This window comes from Streptomyces liangshanensis, assembly GCF_011694815.1.
Lineage (GTDB): Bacteria > Actinomycetota > Actinomycetes > Streptomycetales > Streptomycetaceae > Streptomyces > Streptomyces liangshanensis.
Window position 1 is genome coordinate 1,833,652 of record NZ_CP050177.1, and the last position, 17,384, is coordinate 1,851,035.

13 protein-coding genes are annotated in these 17,384 nt (G+C 70.3%); 5 read left to right on the top strand and 8 right to left on the bottom strand.

Annotation, left to right across the window (positions count from 1 at the left end):
• Nucleotides 1–68 precede the first annotated feature (68 nt).
• Entirely contained in the window at nt 69–1,490 is a 1,422-nt protein-coding gene (locus HA039_RS07795) for a M20/M25/M40 family metallo-hydrolase (protein ID WP_167025795.1), read from the bottom strand.
• 216 nt (nt 1,491–1,706) lie between these two features.
• Here HA039_RS07795 and HA039_RS07800 point away from each other — a divergent pair, with 216 nt between their 5' ends.
• Genes HA039_RS07800 through HA039_RS07810 form a run of 3 tightly spaced genes read left to right on the top strand, consistent with a single transcriptional unit; the run spans nt 1,707 to nt 6,789 of the window.
• Nucleotides 1,707–2,648: an ABC transporter ATP-binding protein gene (locus tag HA039_RS07800; protein WP_167025798.1), complete on the top strand. Its 942-nt coding sequence runs from the start codon at nt 1,707–1,709 to the stop codon at nt 2,646–2,648.
• Entirely contained in the window at nt 2,645–4,030 is a 1,386-nt protein-coding gene (locus tag HA039_RS07805) for an ABC transporter permease (RefSeq protein ID WP_243869277.1), read from the top strand. Before HA039_RS07800 ends, HA039_RS07805 begins: the two co-directional genes overlap by 4 nt.
• A 5-nt stretch (nt 4,031–4,035) precedes the next feature.
• Complete coding sequence (locus tag HA039_RS07810) at nt 4,036–6,789, top strand: bifunctional YncE family protein/alkaline phosphatase family protein (protein WP_167025801.1); 2,754 nt, start codon at nt 4,036–4,038, stop codon at nt 6,787–6,789.
• A 138-nt stretch (nt 6,790–6,927) separates the two neighbouring features.
• Here HA039_RS07810 and HA039_RS07815 read toward each other — a convergent pair whose 3' ends face one another.
• The 3 genes from HA039_RS07815 to HA039_RS07825 form a co-directional block, all read right to left on the bottom strand.
• The gene (locus HA039_RS07815) at nt 6,928–7,377 is read right to left on the bottom strand and encodes a peptidase inhibitor family I36 protein (RefSeq protein WP_167025804.1); all 450 of its coding nucleotides are present in this window, start codon (nt 7,375–7,377) and stop codon (nt 6,928–6,930) included.
• A gap of 172 nt (nt 7,378–7,549) precedes the next feature.
• The gene (locus HA039_RS07820) at nt 7,550–8,893 is read right to left on the bottom strand and encodes a class I SAM-dependent RNA methyltransferase (RefSeq protein WP_167025807.1); all 1,344 of its coding nucleotides are present in this window, start codon (nt 8,891–8,893) and stop codon (nt 7,550–7,552) included.
• A 146-nt stretch (nt 8,894–9,039) separates the two neighbouring features.
• On the bottom strand, nt 9,040–11,091 hold the full coding sequence (locus HA039_RS07825; protein WP_167025810.1) for an APC family permease: 2,052 nt from the start codon (nt 11,089–11,091) through the stop codon (nt 9,040–9,042).
• Between the two features lie 205 nt (nt 11,092–11,296).
• Here HA039_RS07825 and HA039_RS07830 point away from each other — a divergent pair, with 205 nt between their 5' ends.
• Both HA039_RS07830 and HA039_RS07835 read left to right on the top strand, forming a co-directional pair.
• Nucleotides 11,297–11,965 carry a potassium channel family protein gene (locus tag HA039_RS07830; RefSeq protein ID WP_161308300.1) on the top strand — a complete coding sequence of 223 codons (669 nt, stop codon included), beginning with the start codon at nt 11,297–11,299 and terminating at the stop codon, nt 11,963–11,965.
• Nucleotides 11,965–12,639, top strand: coding sequence for a potassium channel family protein (locus tag HA039_RS07835; protein WP_167025813.1), 675 nt, complete (start codon nt 11,965–11,967; stop codon nt 12,637–12,639). Before HA039_RS07830 ends, HA039_RS07835 begins: the two co-directional genes overlap by 1 nt.
• A 91-nt stretch (nt 12,640–12,730) precedes the next feature.
• Here the strand turns inward: HA039_RS07835 and HA039_RS07840 are convergent, their stop codons facing one another.
• The 4 genes from HA039_RS07840 to HA039_RS07855 all read right to left on the bottom strand — a co-directional run bounded on the left by HA039_RS07840 (nt 12,731) and on the right by HA039_RS07855 (nt 17,323).
• Nucleotides 12,731–13,534, bottom strand: a complete 804-nt coding sequence (locus HA039_RS07840) for a DUF3159 domain-containing protein (protein WP_243869279.1) — start codon at nt 13,532–13,534, stop codon at nt 12,731–12,733.
• Between the two features lie 3 nt (nt 13,535–13,537).
• Nucleotides 13,538–13,888, bottom strand: coding sequence for an OB-fold nucleic acid binding domain-containing protein (locus HA039_RS07845; RefSeq protein ID WP_388336682.1), 351 nt, complete (start codon nt 13,886–13,888; stop codon nt 13,538–13,540).
• 175 nt (nt 13,889–14,063) lie between these two features.
• A complete protein-coding gene (locus HA039_RS07850) occupies nt 14,064–14,753 on the bottom strand; it encodes a response regulator (protein WP_167025817.1) in 690 nt (229 codons plus the stop codon).
• Between the two features lie 26 nt (nt 14,754–14,779).
• Entirely contained in the window at nt 14,780–17,323 is a 2,544-nt protein-coding gene (locus HA039_RS07855; RefSeq protein WP_167025820.1) for a sensor histidine kinase, read from the bottom strand.
• Nucleotides 17,324–17,384 lie beyond the last annotated feature (61 nt).

The following is a 17,384-nucleotide window of genomic DNA, read 5'->3' on the forward strand; positions in this document are numbered from 1 at the left end:
TCCATCGACGAAACCATGCCCCACCCGAACCGGGCAATGCTCGTACGAACGCCCCGCCCCGTCCCTCCTCAGGAGCGGCGCGCGTGCGCGTCGAGCAGGTACGCGACGGACGCGGTGATCTGCTCCGCGAACCTGATGTTGAGCCACTCGTCGGCGACGTGCATGTTCGAGTCGGCGCCCACCGCGCCCGTCACCACGAACTGCGCCCGCGGATAGCGCCGGCCGAGCATCTCCATGAACGGGATCCCCCCACCGAGGCCCATGCTCCGCGGCGCCGCGCCGAACACCCGCTCACCCGCGTGGTCCAGAGCCGTGGCCAGCCAGGGGGCGGGTGTCGGGGCGTGCCAGCCGCTGATGGTCATGAAGTCGCCCACCTCGACCTGGGCGCCGTAGGGGACGTCGGTGGTGAGGATCTCCGCCAGCTCCGCTCGCGCGGCCTCGGGGTCGGCCGTGGGGGGAAGGCGGAAACTCAGCCTCAGGGACGTGGAGGCCCGCAGCACGGCGCCGGCCACCGCGGGGTCCGGGAGGCCCGCGGCGCCGGTGACCGACAGGGTGGGGCGCCACGTGCTGTTGAGGATCAGTTCGACGTCGTCGTCCGAGGCGTGCCGCATGCCCGCGACGAGCGGGTAGCGCTCGGGCAGCACGCCCGGCTCCAGCGCGGCGAGCGCCCGGGCGTCCGCCACACGTTCCGGCGGGATCGGGACCCGCATCGCCGGTACGAGCACCTCGCCGGTCACCGGGTCCTCGACGCGGTCCAGGAGCCGGCGCATGATGCGGAACGAACTCGGCACGATCCCGCTCACCAGGCCGGAGTGCATCGCCGTGTCCAGGACCCGTACGGTGACGGTCGCCTGCACGGCGCCGCGCAGGCTGGAGGTCAGCCACATGCGCGCGTAGTCACCGCCGCCGGCGTCCAGGGAGATCACCAGGGACACGTCGTGGAGCCGCTCGGCGAGGTGATCGAGGTAGGCGGGAAGGTCGGGGCTGCCGGACTCCTCGCCCGTCTCCAGCAGCAGGACGCTCCGGGTGTGTGCGCCCCCGGCGGCGCGCACCGCCTCCAGTGCCGTCGTCGCGGCGTAGCCGGCGTACCCGTCGTCGACCGAACCGCGGCCGTAGAGGCGCCCGTCGCGCAGCACGGGCTGCCACGGCCCGAGCCCCTCGGACCAGTCGCTGACGGGCGGCTGCTTGTCGAGGTGGCCGTAGAGCAGGACGGTTCCGCCCGCGCTGGCGCCCGGGGTCGCCGGGGTGTCGACCACCAGGACCGGCGAGCGGCCGGGCAGTTCCACCACGTCGCAGCGCGTGCCGGGAAGGGCGCGTGCGGTCAGCCAGTCGCGGAAGTGTCGGACGGCCGTGAGGAGGTGGCCGTGCTCCTGCCAGGCGCCGTCGTAGGCCGGGGACAGCGCCGGGATCCCGATCAGTGCGGAGAGGCTGGGCAGCACGTCGGCCGACCAGGTGGTGGCGACGGTGCCGGTGAGTGCGTCGTGGTCCATGCGATCGGTCTCGTCTCTCGGTGCGCGGTGGTCAGGGTGCCGTACGAAGGAACAGACATCCATTCGCCTCGTTATGCGGCAAGTGTCAGGTTATCCGACCACTATCCGTCGCGACCTGCCCGCGACCCCCTCCTGTTCCGTGATCGTTCAACTTGCCGCCCCTTATTTAGGTGTACATCACATCTAGGGTCCTAAGGGCTCAAGAGGGAGGGAGACATGGACAGTTTCTCCGTAATCCGGGCGCGCGCCATCGCCAAGTCGTTCGGCGACGTCATCGCTCTCGACCGCGTCGACCTGGAGGTGGCGCGGGGACAGATCCACGGCCTGGTCGGGCCGAACGGCGCCGGCAAGACCACGCTGCTCGGTCTCCTGCTGGGCTTGGCCGTCGCCGACAGCGGTGAACTCGACGTACTCGGAGCGCCGGTGGGACGGAGTCTCACCGCTCCCGAGGGCGTGGCGGGCTTCGTCGACGGGCCGGGTCTGTACCCCTCGCTCACCGCCAGGCAGAACCTGGCCGCCCTGGCGGCCCTGCACGGCCACGGCAAGCGGGCCGCGGCGATCGACGACGTACTCGCCGAGGTCGGGCTCACCGATGTCGCCGACGACCGGGCCCGCGGCTTCTCCCTCGGCATGCGCCAGCGCCTCGGTCTCGCCGCCGCGCTGCTGACGAAGCCCCGCCTGCTCGTGCTGGACGAACCGTCCAACGGCCTCGACCCGGCCGGCAAGAAGCACGTCCACGGCGTCCTCACCCGGCTCGCGGCGGAGGGGACCGGCGTCGTCCTCTCCAGCCACCGCATGGACGACCTCGAAGCGCTCTGCTCCGAGGTCACCATCCTCGCCACCGGACGCGTCGTCTTCTCCGGACCGCTCAGCCAACTGGCCCCCGAGAGCCGGGAACTGGACTACCGGCTTCGTACCTCGGACCCGGGAACGACCCGCACGACGGCCGCCGGGACCCGGGGGATCCGGATCATCGAAGGCGCCGCGCCGCGCCACGATGCCGACGTGCTCGTCGTACGAGCCCTCGTTCCGGCCCTCGACGAACTCGTGTCCGGCCTGGTGCGGTCGGGGGTCGCGCTGCGCGAACTCGCCCCGGTCGTCTCGCCGCTGGAGGCGGCGTTCCTCGCCCTTACCGAGCCGCAGGAGGCCGACCGATGACCGCGACCACCGCCCCCGGACAGGACGCCGCGCTCGGCACGCGCCCCGTACCCGTACCCATCTCCGTACCCGTCCCCGTCGCCCGTGTCTATCGCTTCGAGCTCGTCAAACTGGTCTCGCAGTGGCGGATCCGGCTGGTGGTCCTGGCCTGTTGGATCGCCCCGGCGCTCTTCGTGGCGGCGGTGAGCCAGCAGGGCTCCCTGCCCGTCGACACCCTCTTCGGCCGGTGGATGCACGCCACCGGCTGGGCCGGACCGCTGGTCGTCCTCGGCTTCTCCGGGCAGTGGGCGCTTCCCCTGCTGACCTCGCTGGCGGCCGGCGACGTGTTCGCCGCGGAGGACCGCCTCGGTACCTGGCGCCACCTGCTCGTGGCGATCCGCTCGCCGCGGCGGATCTTCGCGGCCAAGGCGCTGGCGAGCCTCACGGTCATCGTGCTGCTCGTGGCGGGGCTGGTCGGCTCCAGCGTCGTCGGCGGACTGACCGCTGTCGGCAACCAGCCCCTGGTCGGTCTGGACGGAAGCCTGCTGTCCCCGGGCGACGCGGCGGGCCGGGTCCTTCTCGCCTGGGCCTGCGTGCTCGCCCCGACCCTGGCCCTCGCGGGCATCGGCCTGCTCGGGTCGGTCACGCTCGGCCGCTCCCCCATGGGGCTCCTGCTCCCCGCGCTCGTGGCGCTGGCCATGCAGCTCGCCCAGATGCTGCCCCTCCCCGTCTCCGTGCGCCTGGCGCTGCCGGGCTATGCCTTCATCGGCTGGAAGGGGCTGTTCACCGGTCCCGAGCAGCTCGGACCGCTGCTCATCGGCATCGTGGTGAGCCTGGTGTGGGCCCTCGTCGCGACCGTACTGGCCTATCTGCTCTTCCTGCGGCGCGACTTCACCAGCCTCGCGGACGGCGGCTCCCCCCGCCGCGCCCTGACCGCCGGGGCCCTCCCACTGGCCGGACTGCTCGCGGTGACGATCGGGGGGATCGCGATCGCCGCGCCGATCTCCCACTCGGGGATCCAGCAGGCCAAGGTGGAGCACTCGCTGGCCGTCGCCTTCGCCCACCTCTACCGCCAGCAGACCGACGAGCTGCACCGACCCGCCGTGAACGAGGCGCAGTTGAGGTCCTCGGCCGCCTGCACCAAGGGCGACGTCGCGGACGACGCCGAGGGCGCGGGCAACGACTGGCGCTGTGTCGTCTCCTGGCACCTCCCCGACGTCAAGGCCACGGGCACGGCCGTCTACCAACTCGACATCACTCCCGACGGGCGCTTCGTCGCCGACGGTGACGGTCCGAAGGAAGTCAACGGCTACTTCCTGGTCCGTACTCCGATCGGCGACGAACCCAACCCGCTCTGGCAGTTCGACGGCAATGTCGATCTGCTCGGAACCACGAAGGGATAAGCCTCATGCAGGTAACACGACGCAGGCACGACCGGGAGGGCCTGTCCTCCTTCGCCAACAGAGGCCTCAAACGCCGCGTCCCCCTCATGACCGCGGGCATCACGGTGCTCGCCGTCGCCGCGGCGGGCACCGCTTTCGCGCAGACGGACCAGTTCGGTACGCAGCGGGTCGGCCAGACCACCGCCAAGGGCCAGGTCATCTCGAGCGACCAGTACCTGGCGCCGTACGGCAAGCGGGCGCTCGTGAGCGACGGCAAGATCATGTCGTCGTCCGTCAGCCCGGACGGCACCCACATGGCGGCCTCGGTCACCGACGGCGGCGCGGTGCTGAACATCATCGACCTGAAGACCTGGAAGGTCCAGCAGGTCGTGGGCAGCGGCGCGACCGCCGATCTGAGGATCAGCGGCGGGGACGTCGGCCAGGAGGCCCCCGCCTACTCCCCCGACGGCAAGCAGCTGTGGCTGGGCCGTACCGACGGATACACCAAGTTCACCGTCAACGCGGACGGCAGCCTGTCCAACCCGACCACCATCTCGATCCCGGCGGACGGGACCAAGCACGCGCTGGTGGCCGCGGCGGTGTTCTCTGCCGACAGCTCCACCGTGTACGCGGCGGTCAACGGTCAGAACCGGGTCGTCGCCATCAACGCGTCGACCGGGGCCGTCCAGCGGAGCTGGGAGACCGGCAACGCCCCGCGCGGCATGGTCCAGGTGGGTAACAAGCTCTACGTCAGCAACGAGGGCGGCCGCGCGGCCCGGCCCGGCGAGACCACCATCAACTCGTACGGCACCCAGGTGCCGGCGAACCCGGTGACCGGCGCCACCACCACCGGCACCGTCAGCGTCATCGACCTGGCCAAGCCGCAGGCCGCCGCCACGAGCGTCGAGGTCGGCCTGCACCCCACCGCGGTCTACGGGACGAAGAAGGCGGTGTTCGTCACGAACACCGCCGACAACACCGTCTCCGTCATCAACCCCAAGAACAACAAGGTCGTCCAGACCATCTCCACCCAGCCGTGGGCGGAGGCGACCGTGGGGTACGAGCCCAACGCGGTGACCCTCACCGACGACGGCCACCTCCTCGTGACGCTGGGCCGCGCGAACGCGGTCGCCGTCTACCGGTTCACCAGCGCCCAGGAACCGGTCAGTTACGTGGGTCTGCTCCCCACGGACTACTTCCCGGCCGAGGTCACCACGGCCGGCGGTGAAGTGGTCGTCTCCAACACCCGGGGGATCGACGCCCGCCGGACCACCGACAGCGACCAGCACGGCACCCACGACACCACGTCCAGCCTGACGCACTTCACGCTGCCCTCCGACAAGGCCATCAAGGCCCAGACGGACAAGGTCTTCCAGCAGAACGGCTGGACCAAGAACGCGGCGCAGGCGGCGAAGGCGAAGAGCAAGGCCAAGGCCGTACCGGTCCCGAAGAAGATCGGTGACCCTTCGACGATCAAGCACGTCTTCCTGATCGTCAAGGAGAACCGGACGTACGACCAGCTCTTCGGCGACATGCCCCAGGGCAACGGCGACGCGGCCCTCGCGGACTTCGGCGAGAACGTGACACCGAACCAGCACGCGCTGGCCTCGCAGTTCGGCCTGTACGACAACACGTACGACATCGGCACCAACTCGGCCGAGGGCCACAACTGGCTGATGCAGGCCGACAATCCCGAGTACACCGAGTCGTCGGCCGGCGAGTACCTGCGCTCCTACGACACCGAGGACGACGCGCTCGGCCACCAGAAGAGCGGGTTCCTCTGGACCGGAGCCCAGGCGGCCGGCAAGTCCGTCCGTGACTTCGGCGAGTTCCAGCAGTTCCTGACCAAGCCGTCCGGCGCCAGCTGGCAGAACCTGTACTGCGACAGCAAGAACATGCAGGCGACCGGAGCCGGTACGGCGTACCAGCTGACCTCGTCCTCGCCGATCCCCTCGCTGAACGACGTGTCGGTGCCCGGCTTCCCGAAGTTCGACACCAGCATTCCCGACCAGTACCGGGAGCAGATCTGGAAGCAGGACTTCGAGAAGAACGGTCCCGCCAACCTGAACATGTTCTGGCTCTCCAGCGACCACACGGGAGGCCCCGCGGGCCCGGCCGCCCAGGTCGCGGACAACGACCTCGCGGTCGGCAAGATGGTCGACGAGATCTCCCACAGCAAGTACTGGAAGGACTCCGCGATCTTCGTCGTCGAGGACGACTCCCAGGCCGGCCTCGACCACGTCGACGGCCACCGCGCCCCCGTCCAGATCATCAGCCCTTACGCGCAGCGCGGCGGCGTCGACAGCCACTACTACTCGCAGATCACGATGATCCGCACCATCGAGCAGATCCTCGGGATGCACCCGATGAACCAGAAGGACACCGCGGCCACCCCGATGACCGGTGCCTTCACGAAGAAGCCCGACCTCACCCCGTTCAACGCCGTCACCAACCGGACGTCCCTGACCGACGGCCTCGCGACCGCGCCCTCCTGCGGCCTCGACACCCCCGCCCCGCAGGATCCGAAGGCGGAGACCGTACCGGCCTCGAAGGTACCGGCGAGCATGAAGTCGACGGCATCGACGTGGAACACGTGGAAGTCGCACCAACACACGACCGGCACCCAGGCGACAGCCGACTTCGCGAACCCGGAGCAGATGAACCACCTCACCTACTACGAGCGCTACAACTGGTCCAAGCCCTACCCGGGCGAAAAGAAGATCTACACCCCCAACACCGTCCCAGGAGCCTTCATCCCCTCCACGGACACAGACAACTAACCCCCACCCCCAACGCCCCGGCCCACCCCCACCCCTGGGCCGGGGCACCCCCAGTGCAAAGGCTTCCGGCAGGAGAGCCAGGCCCTATGGCACGTCAAATGTTCCGGGATATACGGCGCCCGTCGGCGCCGTAAGGGTTCACGGACGTGCGTTCCCCATGCACACCTCGTCGAACAGATAGACGCCCAAGCCGATTTGGCTGACGTTGCTGCTGAACCCACCTGCCGGCAGCGTGCGGGCGTTGAGATACGGCCCCTCCGAGACCGCGGTCCAGACCCTCGCGTCGACCGGCAGATTGTTGTCGTACGACACAATGGTCCCGAAGTCGAAGCTCCGCATGAGGAAACAAGCGTTGGTGCTGGCGCTGAGGATCCGGTTGCCGCTGAAGTTGGGCTGGTCGTAGATGCACAGCCGGTTCGCGGGACACGGACCGTCGGCCGCCGCCGGTGAAGCGGTGGCCAGCATGCCTCCCGCCGCGAAGAGAAGCGCCGAGGCCGCGACGCCCGCCCTCTTCCTCCACGTCGCACGGCTTCGTCCCCGCGCCACGGCGGCGGAACCGACGGACGGGCCGGCAAGATCGATGCTCATACATCCCCCAGAATCATGGCGGCCCACGCCGGGCCGACTCCCACAACCGTAGAGGCCGGCGAAGGCCCACAGAAGTGTCAGCCTGCTCAACGCACGGCACCACCAGTGCCTTACTGCACCGCGAGAACGGTTCTCCCGCGCAAGCGACACCGCGCCGAATTAAAGCCTCAGGTCAGCGGGGCTTTGCGATGGGCTCCAGGATCGCCACGCACTCCACGTGGTGCGTCATCGGGAAGAGGTCGAAGGCGCGGAGTTTGCGGGGTTTGTAGCCTGCCTCGCGGAAGTAGGCCAGGTCTCGGGCCAGGGCTGCCGGGTCGCAGGCCACGTAGGCGATGCGGCGGGCGCCCAGGGTGGCGAGGTGTTTGACGACCTGTTTGCCGGCACCCGCGCGCGGGGGGTCCAGGACGATCAGGTTCGTCTCCGTGATGTGCGTGCGCGGCAGGACCTGGTCGACCTTGCCCTGTTCGATGCGGACCCGCGGGAGGTCCTTGAGGTTGTGGCGCGCGTCCTCCACCGCCCGCTTGCCCGACTCGATGCCGAGGACCGCGCCGGTCTCGCCGACCCGTTCCGCGATGGCGCCCGCGAACAGGCCCACCCCGCAGTACAGGTCCAGCGCCGTGTCGCCCTTCCTCGGCATCAGGCCCTGCATCACGGCCTCCACCAGCACCTGCGGCGCCTCGGGGTGCACCTGCCAGAAGCCGCCCATGCCGACGCGGTACGTACGGCCGTCGGCCCGCTCGCGGACGAAGGCGCGCCCGTGCACACGGTGCACTCCCCCGTCGTGCTCCTCCACCCGCAGGACCGAGACGGGCTTGTCCAGTTCGACCAGCGGCAGCCGGCCGCCGGGACGCGGGGCGAGGACGACCTGGCGGTCGCCGGAGCCCGACGCGCCGATCGCCTCGACCGTGGCGATCTGCGGCCAGGTGCGCTTCTCCACGCCCAGTTCGCTCACGGCCTCCGTGGCGATCATGCAGTGGTCGACCGGCTCGATGTCGTGCGAGCGGTGCTTGCGCAGGCCCGCGCGGCCGTCCTCGTCCACCGCGTACTGCACACGGGAGCGCCACGCGGGCACCTCGCCCGCCGGCAGTTTGTCGCCCGGCGCGGGCATGACGGTCCCGTCCCAGCCGGCCTCCTCGGGCGTCAGGCCCGCGAGCCGCTGGAGCTGTTCGGTGATGACCTCGCCCTTGAGCCGCCGCTGGGCGCCCGGCTTGGCGTGCTGCCAGTCGCAGCCTCCGCACCTGCCCGGGCCGGCGTACGGACACGGCGCCTCCACCCGGTCCTTGGACGCGTCGAGGATCTCCACCGCGTCGGCGCGCAGGAAGCGGGAGTCGGCCTCACCCTCGGTCACGCGGACCCGGACCTTCTCGCCGGGCAGCGCGTGCCGTACGAACAGCACCTGGCCCTCGTCGGTACGGGCCACACAGTGGCCACCGTGCGCGACCGGGCCGACCTCGACCTCGTACTCCGCCCCCACCAGCGACGCCTGCTCGGAAGAAGGCTGCGGTTCTGTCTGCATGAGGGAGTGGCTCCAAGTTCAAGGGGGGGCAGGGGAGGGCAGGGGGGAGGAGGAAGGTGAAGGGGAGGAGACACGTTCGTTCGTGCTCCTGCTCAGCCCACCAGTGTACGGGCGCCCCGTCCCACCCACCGCCACCCCGAAAACCCTCAGCCCTTGTTCGTCGGCTCCTTCGGCCGGTCGTCCACCGGGCCCCGCCGCACCGCGCCCGGTGCCTGGTACACGGCCCTCTTCTTCGCGCGCTTCTTCGCCCGCTCCGAGGACTCCAGCTGGTACGGCACCGACGTCACCATCACGCCCGGCGTGAAGAGCAGCCGGCCCTTGAGGCGCAGCGCGCTCTGGTTGTGCAGCAGGTGCTCGTACCACCGGCCGACCACGTACTCGGGGATGTAGATGCTGACGGCGTCACGCGGGTTCTCGGTGCGCAGGCCGCGTACGTACTCGATCACCGGGCGGGTGATCTCCCGGTACGGGGAGTCCAGGATCTTCAGCGGTACGTTGATGCCGCGCCGCTCCCACTCCTCCCGCAGCACCTTCGTCTCCGCCGGGTCGACGCTGATGGAGAGCGCCTCCAGGGTGTCGGAGCGCATCAGCTTCGCGTACCCGAGGGCGCGCAGGGTCGGCTTGTGGAGCTTGGAGACCAGGACGATCGAGTGCACGCGGGAGGGCCTGACGCTGTCGTCGGACGGGCCCTCGGCCGCCGCGATCTCCTCGGCGACCCGGTCGTAGTGCTTGCGGATCGCGGTCATCACGGCGAAGAAGATCACCATGCCGAGCAGCGCGACCCAGGCGCCGTGCGTGAACTTGGTCGCCAGGACGACGACGAGCACCAGGCCGGTGAAGAAGGCGCCGAAGGCGTTGATGGCCCGGGAGCGGATCATGTGGCGGCGCTTCGCCACGTTCTTCTCGGTCCTGAGGTGGCGGTTCCAGTGCCGGACCATGCCGGTCTGGCTGAGGGTGAAGGAGACGAACACCCCGACGATGTAGAGCTGGATCAGCCGGGTCGAGTCCGCGCCGTAGATCCAGACGAGCAGGGCGGCCGCGCCGGCCAGCACGACGATGCCGTTGGAGAACGCGAGGCGGTCGCCGCGGGTGTGCAGCTGGCGGGGCAGGTAGCGGTCCTGGGCGAGGATCGAGCCGAGGAGCGGGAAGCCGTTGTACGCGGTGTTCGCGGCCAGGAACAGGACCAGCGCGGTCGCCGCGGCCAGCACCACGAACAGGAACGTCCCGTTGCCGAAGACGGCGGCGGCGACCTGCGAGATCACCGGGTTCTGGACGTAGCCGTGGCCGACCGGGACACCGCTGCTCCTGAGCAGGTCGGTCTCGGGGAACTCCGCCATCTTCACGTGCGTGGCCATGGCCAGGCCGATGATGCCGCAGAACATGGTCACCGCGAGGCCGCCCATCAGGGCGAGGGTCGTGGCGGCGTTCTTGCTCTTGGGCTTACGGAACGCCGGCACGCCGTTGCTGATCGCCTCGACGCCGGTGAGCGCGGCGCAGCCGGAGGAGAAGGCGCGCAGGAGCAGGAAGACCAGCGCGAAGCCGCCCAGTCCCTGGTGCTCCGGCTTGATCGTGAAGTCGCTGGTCGGGGAGTGCATGGTGTCGCCGAGGACGAGCCCGCGGAACGCGCCCCACAGGATCATGAGGAAGACGCCGCCGACGAAGACGTACGTCGGGATCGCGAAGAGCTTGCCGGACTCCCGGACCCCGCGCAGGTTCATCAGCGTCAGCAGGATGATGATCCCGACGGCGCACGCGACCTTGTTCTCGATGACGAAGGGGATCGCGGAGCCGAGGTTCTCGACGCCGGACGAGATGGACACGGCCACGGTCAGGATGTAGTCGACCAGCAGCGCGCTCGCGACGGTCAGCCCCGCCTTGGGCCCGAGGTTGGTGTTGGCGACCTCGTAGTCGCCGCCGCCGCTCGGGTAGGCGTGCACGTTCTGCCGGTAGGAGGCGACGACGGTGAACATCAGGACCACGACGGCCGCGGCGATCCACGGGCTGAAGTGGTAGGCCGACACACCCGCGACGGACAGGACCAGGAGGACCTCTCCCGGTGCGTACGCCACCGAGGACAACGGGTCGGAGGCGAAGACGGGCAGGGCGATGCGTTTGGGGAGGAGGGTCTCTCCCAGCCTGTCGCTACGCAGCGCCCGCCCGATGAGAATCCGTTTGGGCACGTCGGTCAGTTTGGACACGCAAAGGATCGTATGCGTTCGAACGATGAGCTGTGCAGGCAGCACCGCCTACTGAGATGGCGGCAACGGCGGCGTTGCCGCTTAAGCTCAGGTGCAGGGGACACCGTATACGGTGTCCCGCTGGTGCCCGGTATGCCGAAAAGGAAGAGTGAACAGGGTGTTTTCGCAGGTCAGCGAGATGACCAGGACTGCGGGGTAAGCGCACGTGCACATCGTCATCATGGGTTGCGGCCGGGTCGGAGCCGCACTCGCGCAGACCCTGGAGCAGCAGGGGCACACGGTCGCCGTGATCGACCAGGACCCCACGGCCTTCCGCCGCCTCGGCTCCGGTTTCGGCGGCCGCCGCGTCAGCGGCGTCGGGTTCGACCAGGACACCCTGCGTGAGGCGGGGATCGAGGACGCCGGGGCCTTCGCCGCGGTCAGCAGCGGCGACAACTCGAACATCATCGCGGCGCGTGTCGCCCGGGAGATGTTCGGCATCGAGAACGTCGCCGCCCGTATCTACGACCCGCGCCGCGCCGAGGTCTACCAGCGTCTGGGCATCCCGACGGTGGCCACGGTCCGCTGGACGGCGGACCAGATGCTGCGGCGGCTGCTGCCGTCCGGCGCGGAGCCGCTGTGGCGGGATCCGAGCGGTGGTGTGCAGCTCGCCGAGGTGCACACGTCGGCGCACTGGATCGGGCACAAGATCAGCACGCTCCAGGAGGAGACGGGCGTCCGTGTGGCGTTCCTCACGCGGCTGGGCGAGGCGATGCTGCCGACGTCGCAGACGGTGCTCCAGGAGGGCGACCTCGTCCACGTGATGATGCGTACGGACGAGATCGAGAAGGTCGAGGCGTCATTCGCCGAGGGCCCGGACGAAGGCGGGAACTGATGCGCGTCGCGATTGCCGGGGCCGGCGCGGTGGGGCGTTCCATCGCGGGCGAGCTGCTGGAGAACGGTCACGAGATCCTGCTGATCGACAAGGCGCCCACCGCCATCTCGGTGGAGCGGGTGCCGTTGGCGGAATGGCTGCTGGCCGACGCCTGCGAGATCACGTCGCTGGACGAGGCCGCGTTGCAGCGTTGCAACGTGGTGATCGCCGCGACGGGCGACGACAAGGTGAACCTGGTCGTCTCGCTGCTCGCCAAGACCGAGTACGGGGTGCCGCGGGTGGTGGCCCGGGTCAACAACCCCAAGAACGAGTGGCTGTTCAACGAGTCCTGGGGCGTCGACGTCGCGGTCTCCACGCCGCGTCTGATGTCGGCTCTGGTCGAGGAGGCGGTGAGCGTCGGCGATCTGGTACGGCTGCTGCGCTTCAGCCACGGCGACGCGAACCTGGTCGAGCTGACGCTGCCGCCGGAGTCGGCGGTGACCGGTACGCAGGTCGGGGACGTGGTCTGGCCGGAGGACACCTCGCTGGTGACGATCATCCGCGGGACGCGGGTCCTGACGCCGAATCCGGAGGAGACCCTGGAGGCGGGCGACGAGCTGCTGTTCGTGGCGGCGCAGGCGCGCGAGGAGCAGTTGGAGGACCTGCTGTCGGTCCGCCGCGAGGAGACGGCCTGACACAGCGGTCGGGTACATGACGCGCTCGGGGCGCCGGACCACTGGTCCGGCGCCCCGAGCGCGTCATGTACGTGCAGTAAAGGTACGGCGGCTACGCCTCGCGCCGGTGGCTCACCGGGCCGTCCGACGTGCCGGCCGCGGCGGCCTTGCGGGCCTTCTCGGCCTCCTCCTCCGCCTCCATCTCGGCGAAGACGTCGATGGGCGGCGGCGCCTTCGCGAGGAAGACCCAGGTCAGCCAGACCGCCAGCAGGAACGGCGGGATCTTCAGCGCGACCAGGACCCAGCCGAGCTGCGCCGTGTCGGCCCACCAGTACAGCGGGAAGAGGATCGCGCACTTGGCGAGGAGGATCAGGCCCCAGGCCCAGCTCGCCTTCGCGTACGCCTTCTTGCGGCCGGGGTTACGGGTGCGCCAGGAGAGGTTCTCCTTGAAGACCGGGCCCAGGATCAGCCCGATCAGCGGCACGCCCGCGGCGGCGGTGGCCAGGTACGCGACGGCCAGGCCCAGCGTGTAGAGCATGCCCGGCAGGTAGAAGTCCTTGGCGTCGCCGGTCATCATCGCGAAGACCACGCCGAAGGCGACCCCGAAGACGCCGCTGAACGCGTGCTTCACGGTGTCGCGGCGGACCAGCCGCACGACGAGGAGCACCAGGGAGACGCCCACGGCGGCGATCGCCGACGCGTGCAGGTCCTTGTTGATCGTGAAGATCGTGACGAAGAGCAGGCCGGGGAGGACGGTCTCCACCATGCCGCGCAGGCCGCCGAAGGCCTCGAAGAGCGCCGCCTCGGTGACGGCCTTCGCGTCGGCCGCCTGCTGGTCCGTCGTGACCTGCTGGTCTGCCGTGGCGGGGGAAGCGGGTGGGGCTGTCGAGGCGGCGGGCTTGTCGGGTGACGTCACCGGCTACTCCTGTCCGAGCGGTCGGATTTCGTATTTGGGATTGAACAGCACCCGGCGGCCGTGGCTCATGGAGATCCGGCCGGAGGCGATCAGCTTGCGGCCCGGCTCTATGCCCACGATCGAGCGCCGGCCCAGCCACACGACGTCCAGCGGCGCGGTGCCGTCGAACAGCTCCGCCTCCAGGGCGGGGACTCCCGCCCGTGGACGCAGGGTGACCGTCCGCAACGTACCAGCCACCCGGACTATCTGGCGGTCGCTGCACTCGGAGATCCGCGTGCAGCCCGACGCCTGCGTGTCCTCCCGCAGCTCCTCGGACTCCAGATCCTCCTGGGAGCTGGACAGCCGTTCGAGCATCCGGCGGAAGCGGCCGCTCGGCTTCTCAGCACTCATACCTTGAGGGTACCGGGCCCCCGGCCCCGCGATCGCGGGGCCGGAACGGAGTTTCGAACCACGTTTCGAAGCCGGGAACGCCTCGAATCCGCCCGTACCGGCGCATCCGAACGGGTCCCGATCCGCGTTCGGGCTCGAATCAACGCTCGAAGCGGTAGCCCATGCCCGGTTCGGTGACGAAGTGCCGGGGGTGCGAGGGATCCGCCTCCAGCTTCCGGCGCAGCTGGGCCATGTAGACCCGCAGATAGTTGGTCTCCGTGCCGTACGAGGGCCCCCAGACCTCCTGGAGCAGCTGTTTCTGGCTCACGAGCCGGCCCGTGTTCCGTACGAGGACCTCCAGCAGGTGCCATTCGGTGGGCGTGAGCCGTACGTCCCGTCCCTCGCGGTGCACCTTCTTGGCGGCCAGGTCGACGGTGAAGCCCTCCGTCTCGACCAGCGCCACGCCGTCCTCGCCGTCCCCGCCGACCGGTTCCGCGCGCCGCACGGCGGCACGCAGCCGGGCCAGCAGCTCGTCCATCCCGAAGGGCTTGGTGACGTAGTCGTCGGCGCCCGCGTCGAGCGCCTCGACCTTCTCGTCCGAGGTGTGCCGGGCGGAGAGCACGAGGATCGGGACGCGGGTCCAGCCGCGCAGGCCCTTGATCACCTCGACGCCGTCCATGTCCGGCAGCCCGAGGTCGAGGACGACGACGTCGGGGTGGCGGGCGGCGGCCAGTTCGAGGGCGCCGGCGCCGTCGGCCGCCGCGTCCACCTCGTACTTGCGTGCCTTGAGGTTGATCACGAGGGCGCGCACGATCTGCGGCTCGTCGTCGACCACGAGCACCCGGGTCATAGAGGTCTGCCTTTCTGCGGGCCCGGTCATGAGCTGACGCGGGCGGGTTGTCCCGAGGGGGCCGGCGCGGGTCCGGGGGCCGCTCGGAGCGTGAGGACCATGGTCATGCCGCCGCCGGGGGTGTCCTCGGCGGCGAGGGTGCCGCCCATGGCCTCGGCGAAGCCGCGGGCGACCGCGAGTCCGAGGCCGACCCCGGCGCCGCGCGGGGCGTCGCCGTGGCGCTGGAAGGGTTCGAAGATCCGGTCCTTGGCATCGTCGGGGACACCGGGGCCGCTGTCCACGACGCGTACCTCGACGCGCGAGCCGAGGGTGCTGGCCGCGACGACGACGCGCTGTCCCTCGGGGCTGTACTTGACGGCGTTCTCGACGATGTTCGCGACGGTACGTTCCAGGAGGCCGGGGTCCACGGCGACCATGGGGAGCGATTCGGGGACGTCCAGGACGACACTGCCGTCGGGGACGCCGCCCAGCGCCATCGGGACGACCTCGTCGAGGTCGATCTCCCGTATCAGCGGGGTGACCGTCCCGGTCTGGAGACGGGACATGTCCAGCAGGTTCCCGACCAGGTGATCGAGGCGGTCGGCGCCGTTCTCGATGCCCTCCAGCAGTTCCGCCCGATCCTCCTCGGACCATTCGACGTCGTCGGACCGCAGCGAGGTGACCGCGGCCTTGATGCCCGCCAGCGGGGTCCGCAGGTCGTGGCTGACCGCCGCGAGCAGCGCGGTACGGATCCGGTTGCCCTCCGCGAGCGCCCGCGCGTGCTCCGCCTCCCCCACCAGCCGCTGCCGGTCCAGCACCACCGCCGCCTGCGCCGCGAAAGCCGCCAGCACCCGCCGGTCCTCCGCCGGCAACACCCGCCCCGACAACGCCAACGCCATGTGATCCCCCACCGGCATGTCCACGTCGGCGCTCTCGGGGCGGTCGACGGGCGCCGGCCCCACGCTGCCCGCGCGCGTCCACGGCTCGACGTCGCCGCCGCGTTCCAGGAGCGCCACGGACTCCATGGCGAAGGTCTCGCGGACCCGCTCCAGCAGCGCGTCCAGCGTCGTCTCGCCCCGCAGCACACTGCCCGCGAGGAACGACAGGATCTCCGACTCCGCCCGCAACCGCGCCGCCTGGTGCGTACGACGCGCCGCCAGGTCCACCACCGACGCGACGGCCACGGCGACCGCGAAGAAGATCGTGATGGCGACGAGGTTCTTGGGGTCCTGGATCGTGAGGGTGTGGGTGGGCGGGGTGAAGTAGAAGTTCAGCAGCAGGGTGCTGACGGCGGCGGACGCGAGGGCCGGGCGCAGCCCGCCGAGCAGCGCCGACAGGACGGTCAGGAACAGGAAGAGCAGGACGTCGTTGGCGAGCCCGAGTGTGTCGTGGAGGGCCGTGAGGAGGAACGAGAGCAGGACGGGCGCGACCACCCCGACCAGCCAGCCCCAGATGATCCGCTGACGGCCCAGGCGGGCGCCGCGCGCCACCGGCAGGCCCCGCCCCTTGGCCACCTCCTCGTGCGTGACGATGTGCACGTCGAGGTCGGGGCCCGACTCGCGGGCCACGGTCGTGCCGACGCCGGGGCCGAAGACGTACTGCCAGGTCTTGCGGCGGCTGGAGCCCAGCACGATCTGGGTGGCGTTGACGCCCCGGGCGAATTCGAGCAGGGCGGAGGGGACGTCGTCGCCGATGACGTGGTGGAAGGTGCCGCCGAGGTCCTCCACCAGGGTGCGCTGGACGGTCAGTTCCTTGGGCGAGACGGCGGTGAGGCCGTCGCTGCGCGCTATGTAGACGGCGAGGACCTCGCCGCCCGCGCCCTTCTCGGCGAGGCGGGCCGCGCGGCGGATGAGCGTACGGCCCTCGGGTCCGCCGGTCACTCCGACGACGATGCGTTCGCGGGCCTGCCAGGTGGAGCGGATGTTGTGCTCGCCCCGGTACTCCTGGAGGTACTCGTCGACCCGGTCGGCGACCCAGAGCAGCGCCAGCTCGCGCAGGGCGGTCAGGTTGCCGGGGCGGAAGTAGTGGGAGAGGGCCGCGTCGACCTTGTCGGGCTTGTAGACGTTCCCGTGGGCCATGCGGCGGCGCAGGGCCTGCGGGGACATGTCGACCAGCTCGATCTGGTCGGCCCGCCGCACCATCTCGTCGGGCACGGTCTCGCGCTGCCGGACGCCGGTTATCGACTCGACCACGTCACCGAGTGACTCCAGGTGCTGGATGTTGACGGTGGAGACGACGTCGATGCCGGCCCTGAGCAGTTCCTCGATGTCCTGCCAGCGCTTCTCGTGGGTGGAGCCGGGGACGTTCGTGTGGGCCATCTCGTCCACGAGGGCGACGGCGGGGTGCCGGGCGAGGACGGCGTCCACGTCCATCTCGGTGAAGAGGGTCCCCCGGTACTCCAGCTCCCGGCGCGGGACCTCTTCGAGGCCGTGCAGCATGACTTCCGTACGGGCCCGGCCGTGGTGCTCCACGAAGCCGACGACGCAGTCCGTACCGCGCTCGACGCGGCGGTGGGCCTCGGAGAGCATCGCGTACGTCTTGCCGACCCCGGGCGCCGCCCCCAGATAGATCCTCAGCTTGCCGCGTCCCATGGCCCCATTGTCGGTCTTCCGTACGGCACGGCGCGTCCGGCCCGCGGTGGTCACCGCGGGC

What these genes read in the sequence shown, in the direction of transcription:
- HA039_RS07835 (WP_167025813.1), top strand. Translation starts at nt 11,965, where the DNA reads ATGCGCGTCGCGATTGCCGGGGCCGGCGCGGTGGGGCGTTCCATCGCG.
- HA039_RS07800 (WP_167025798.1), top strand. Translation starts at nt 1,707, where the DNA reads ATGGACAGTTTCTCCGTAATCCGGGCGCGCGCCATCGCCAAGTCGTTC.
- HA039_RS07855 (WP_167025820.1), bottom strand. Translation starts at nt 17,323, where the DNA reads ATGGGACGCGGCAAGCTGAGGATCTATCTGGGGGCGGCGCCCGGGGTC.
- HA039_RS07845 (WP_388336682.1), bottom strand. Translation starts at nt 13,888, where the DNA reads ATGCTCGAACGGCTGTCCAGCTCCCAGGAGGATCTGGAGTCCGAGGAG.
- HA039_RS07850 (WP_167025817.1), bottom strand. Translation starts at nt 14,753, where the DNA reads ATGACCCGGGTGCTCGTGGTCGACGACGAGCCGCAGATCGTGCGCGCC.
- HA039_RS07810 (WP_167025801.1), top strand. Translation starts at nt 4,036, where the DNA reads ATGCAGGTAACACGACGCAGGCACGACCGGGAGGGCCTGTCCTCCTTC.
- HA039_RS07795 (WP_167025795.1), bottom strand. Translation starts at nt 1,490, where the DNA reads ATGGACCACGACGCACTCACCGGCACCGTCGCCACCACCTGGTCGGCC.
- HA039_RS07805 (WP_243869277.1), top strand. Translation starts at nt 2,645, where the DNA reads ATGACCGCGACCACCGCCCCCGGACAGGACGCCGCGCTCGGCACGCGC.
- HA039_RS07820 (WP_167025807.1), bottom strand. Translation starts at nt 8,893, where the DNA reads ATGCAGACAGAACCGCAGCCTTCTTCCGAGCAGGCGTCGCTGGTGGGG.
- HA039_RS07815 (WP_167025804.1), bottom strand. Translation starts at nt 7,377, where the DNA reads ATGAGCATCGATCTTGCCGGCCCGTCCGTCGGTTCCGCCGCCGTGGCG.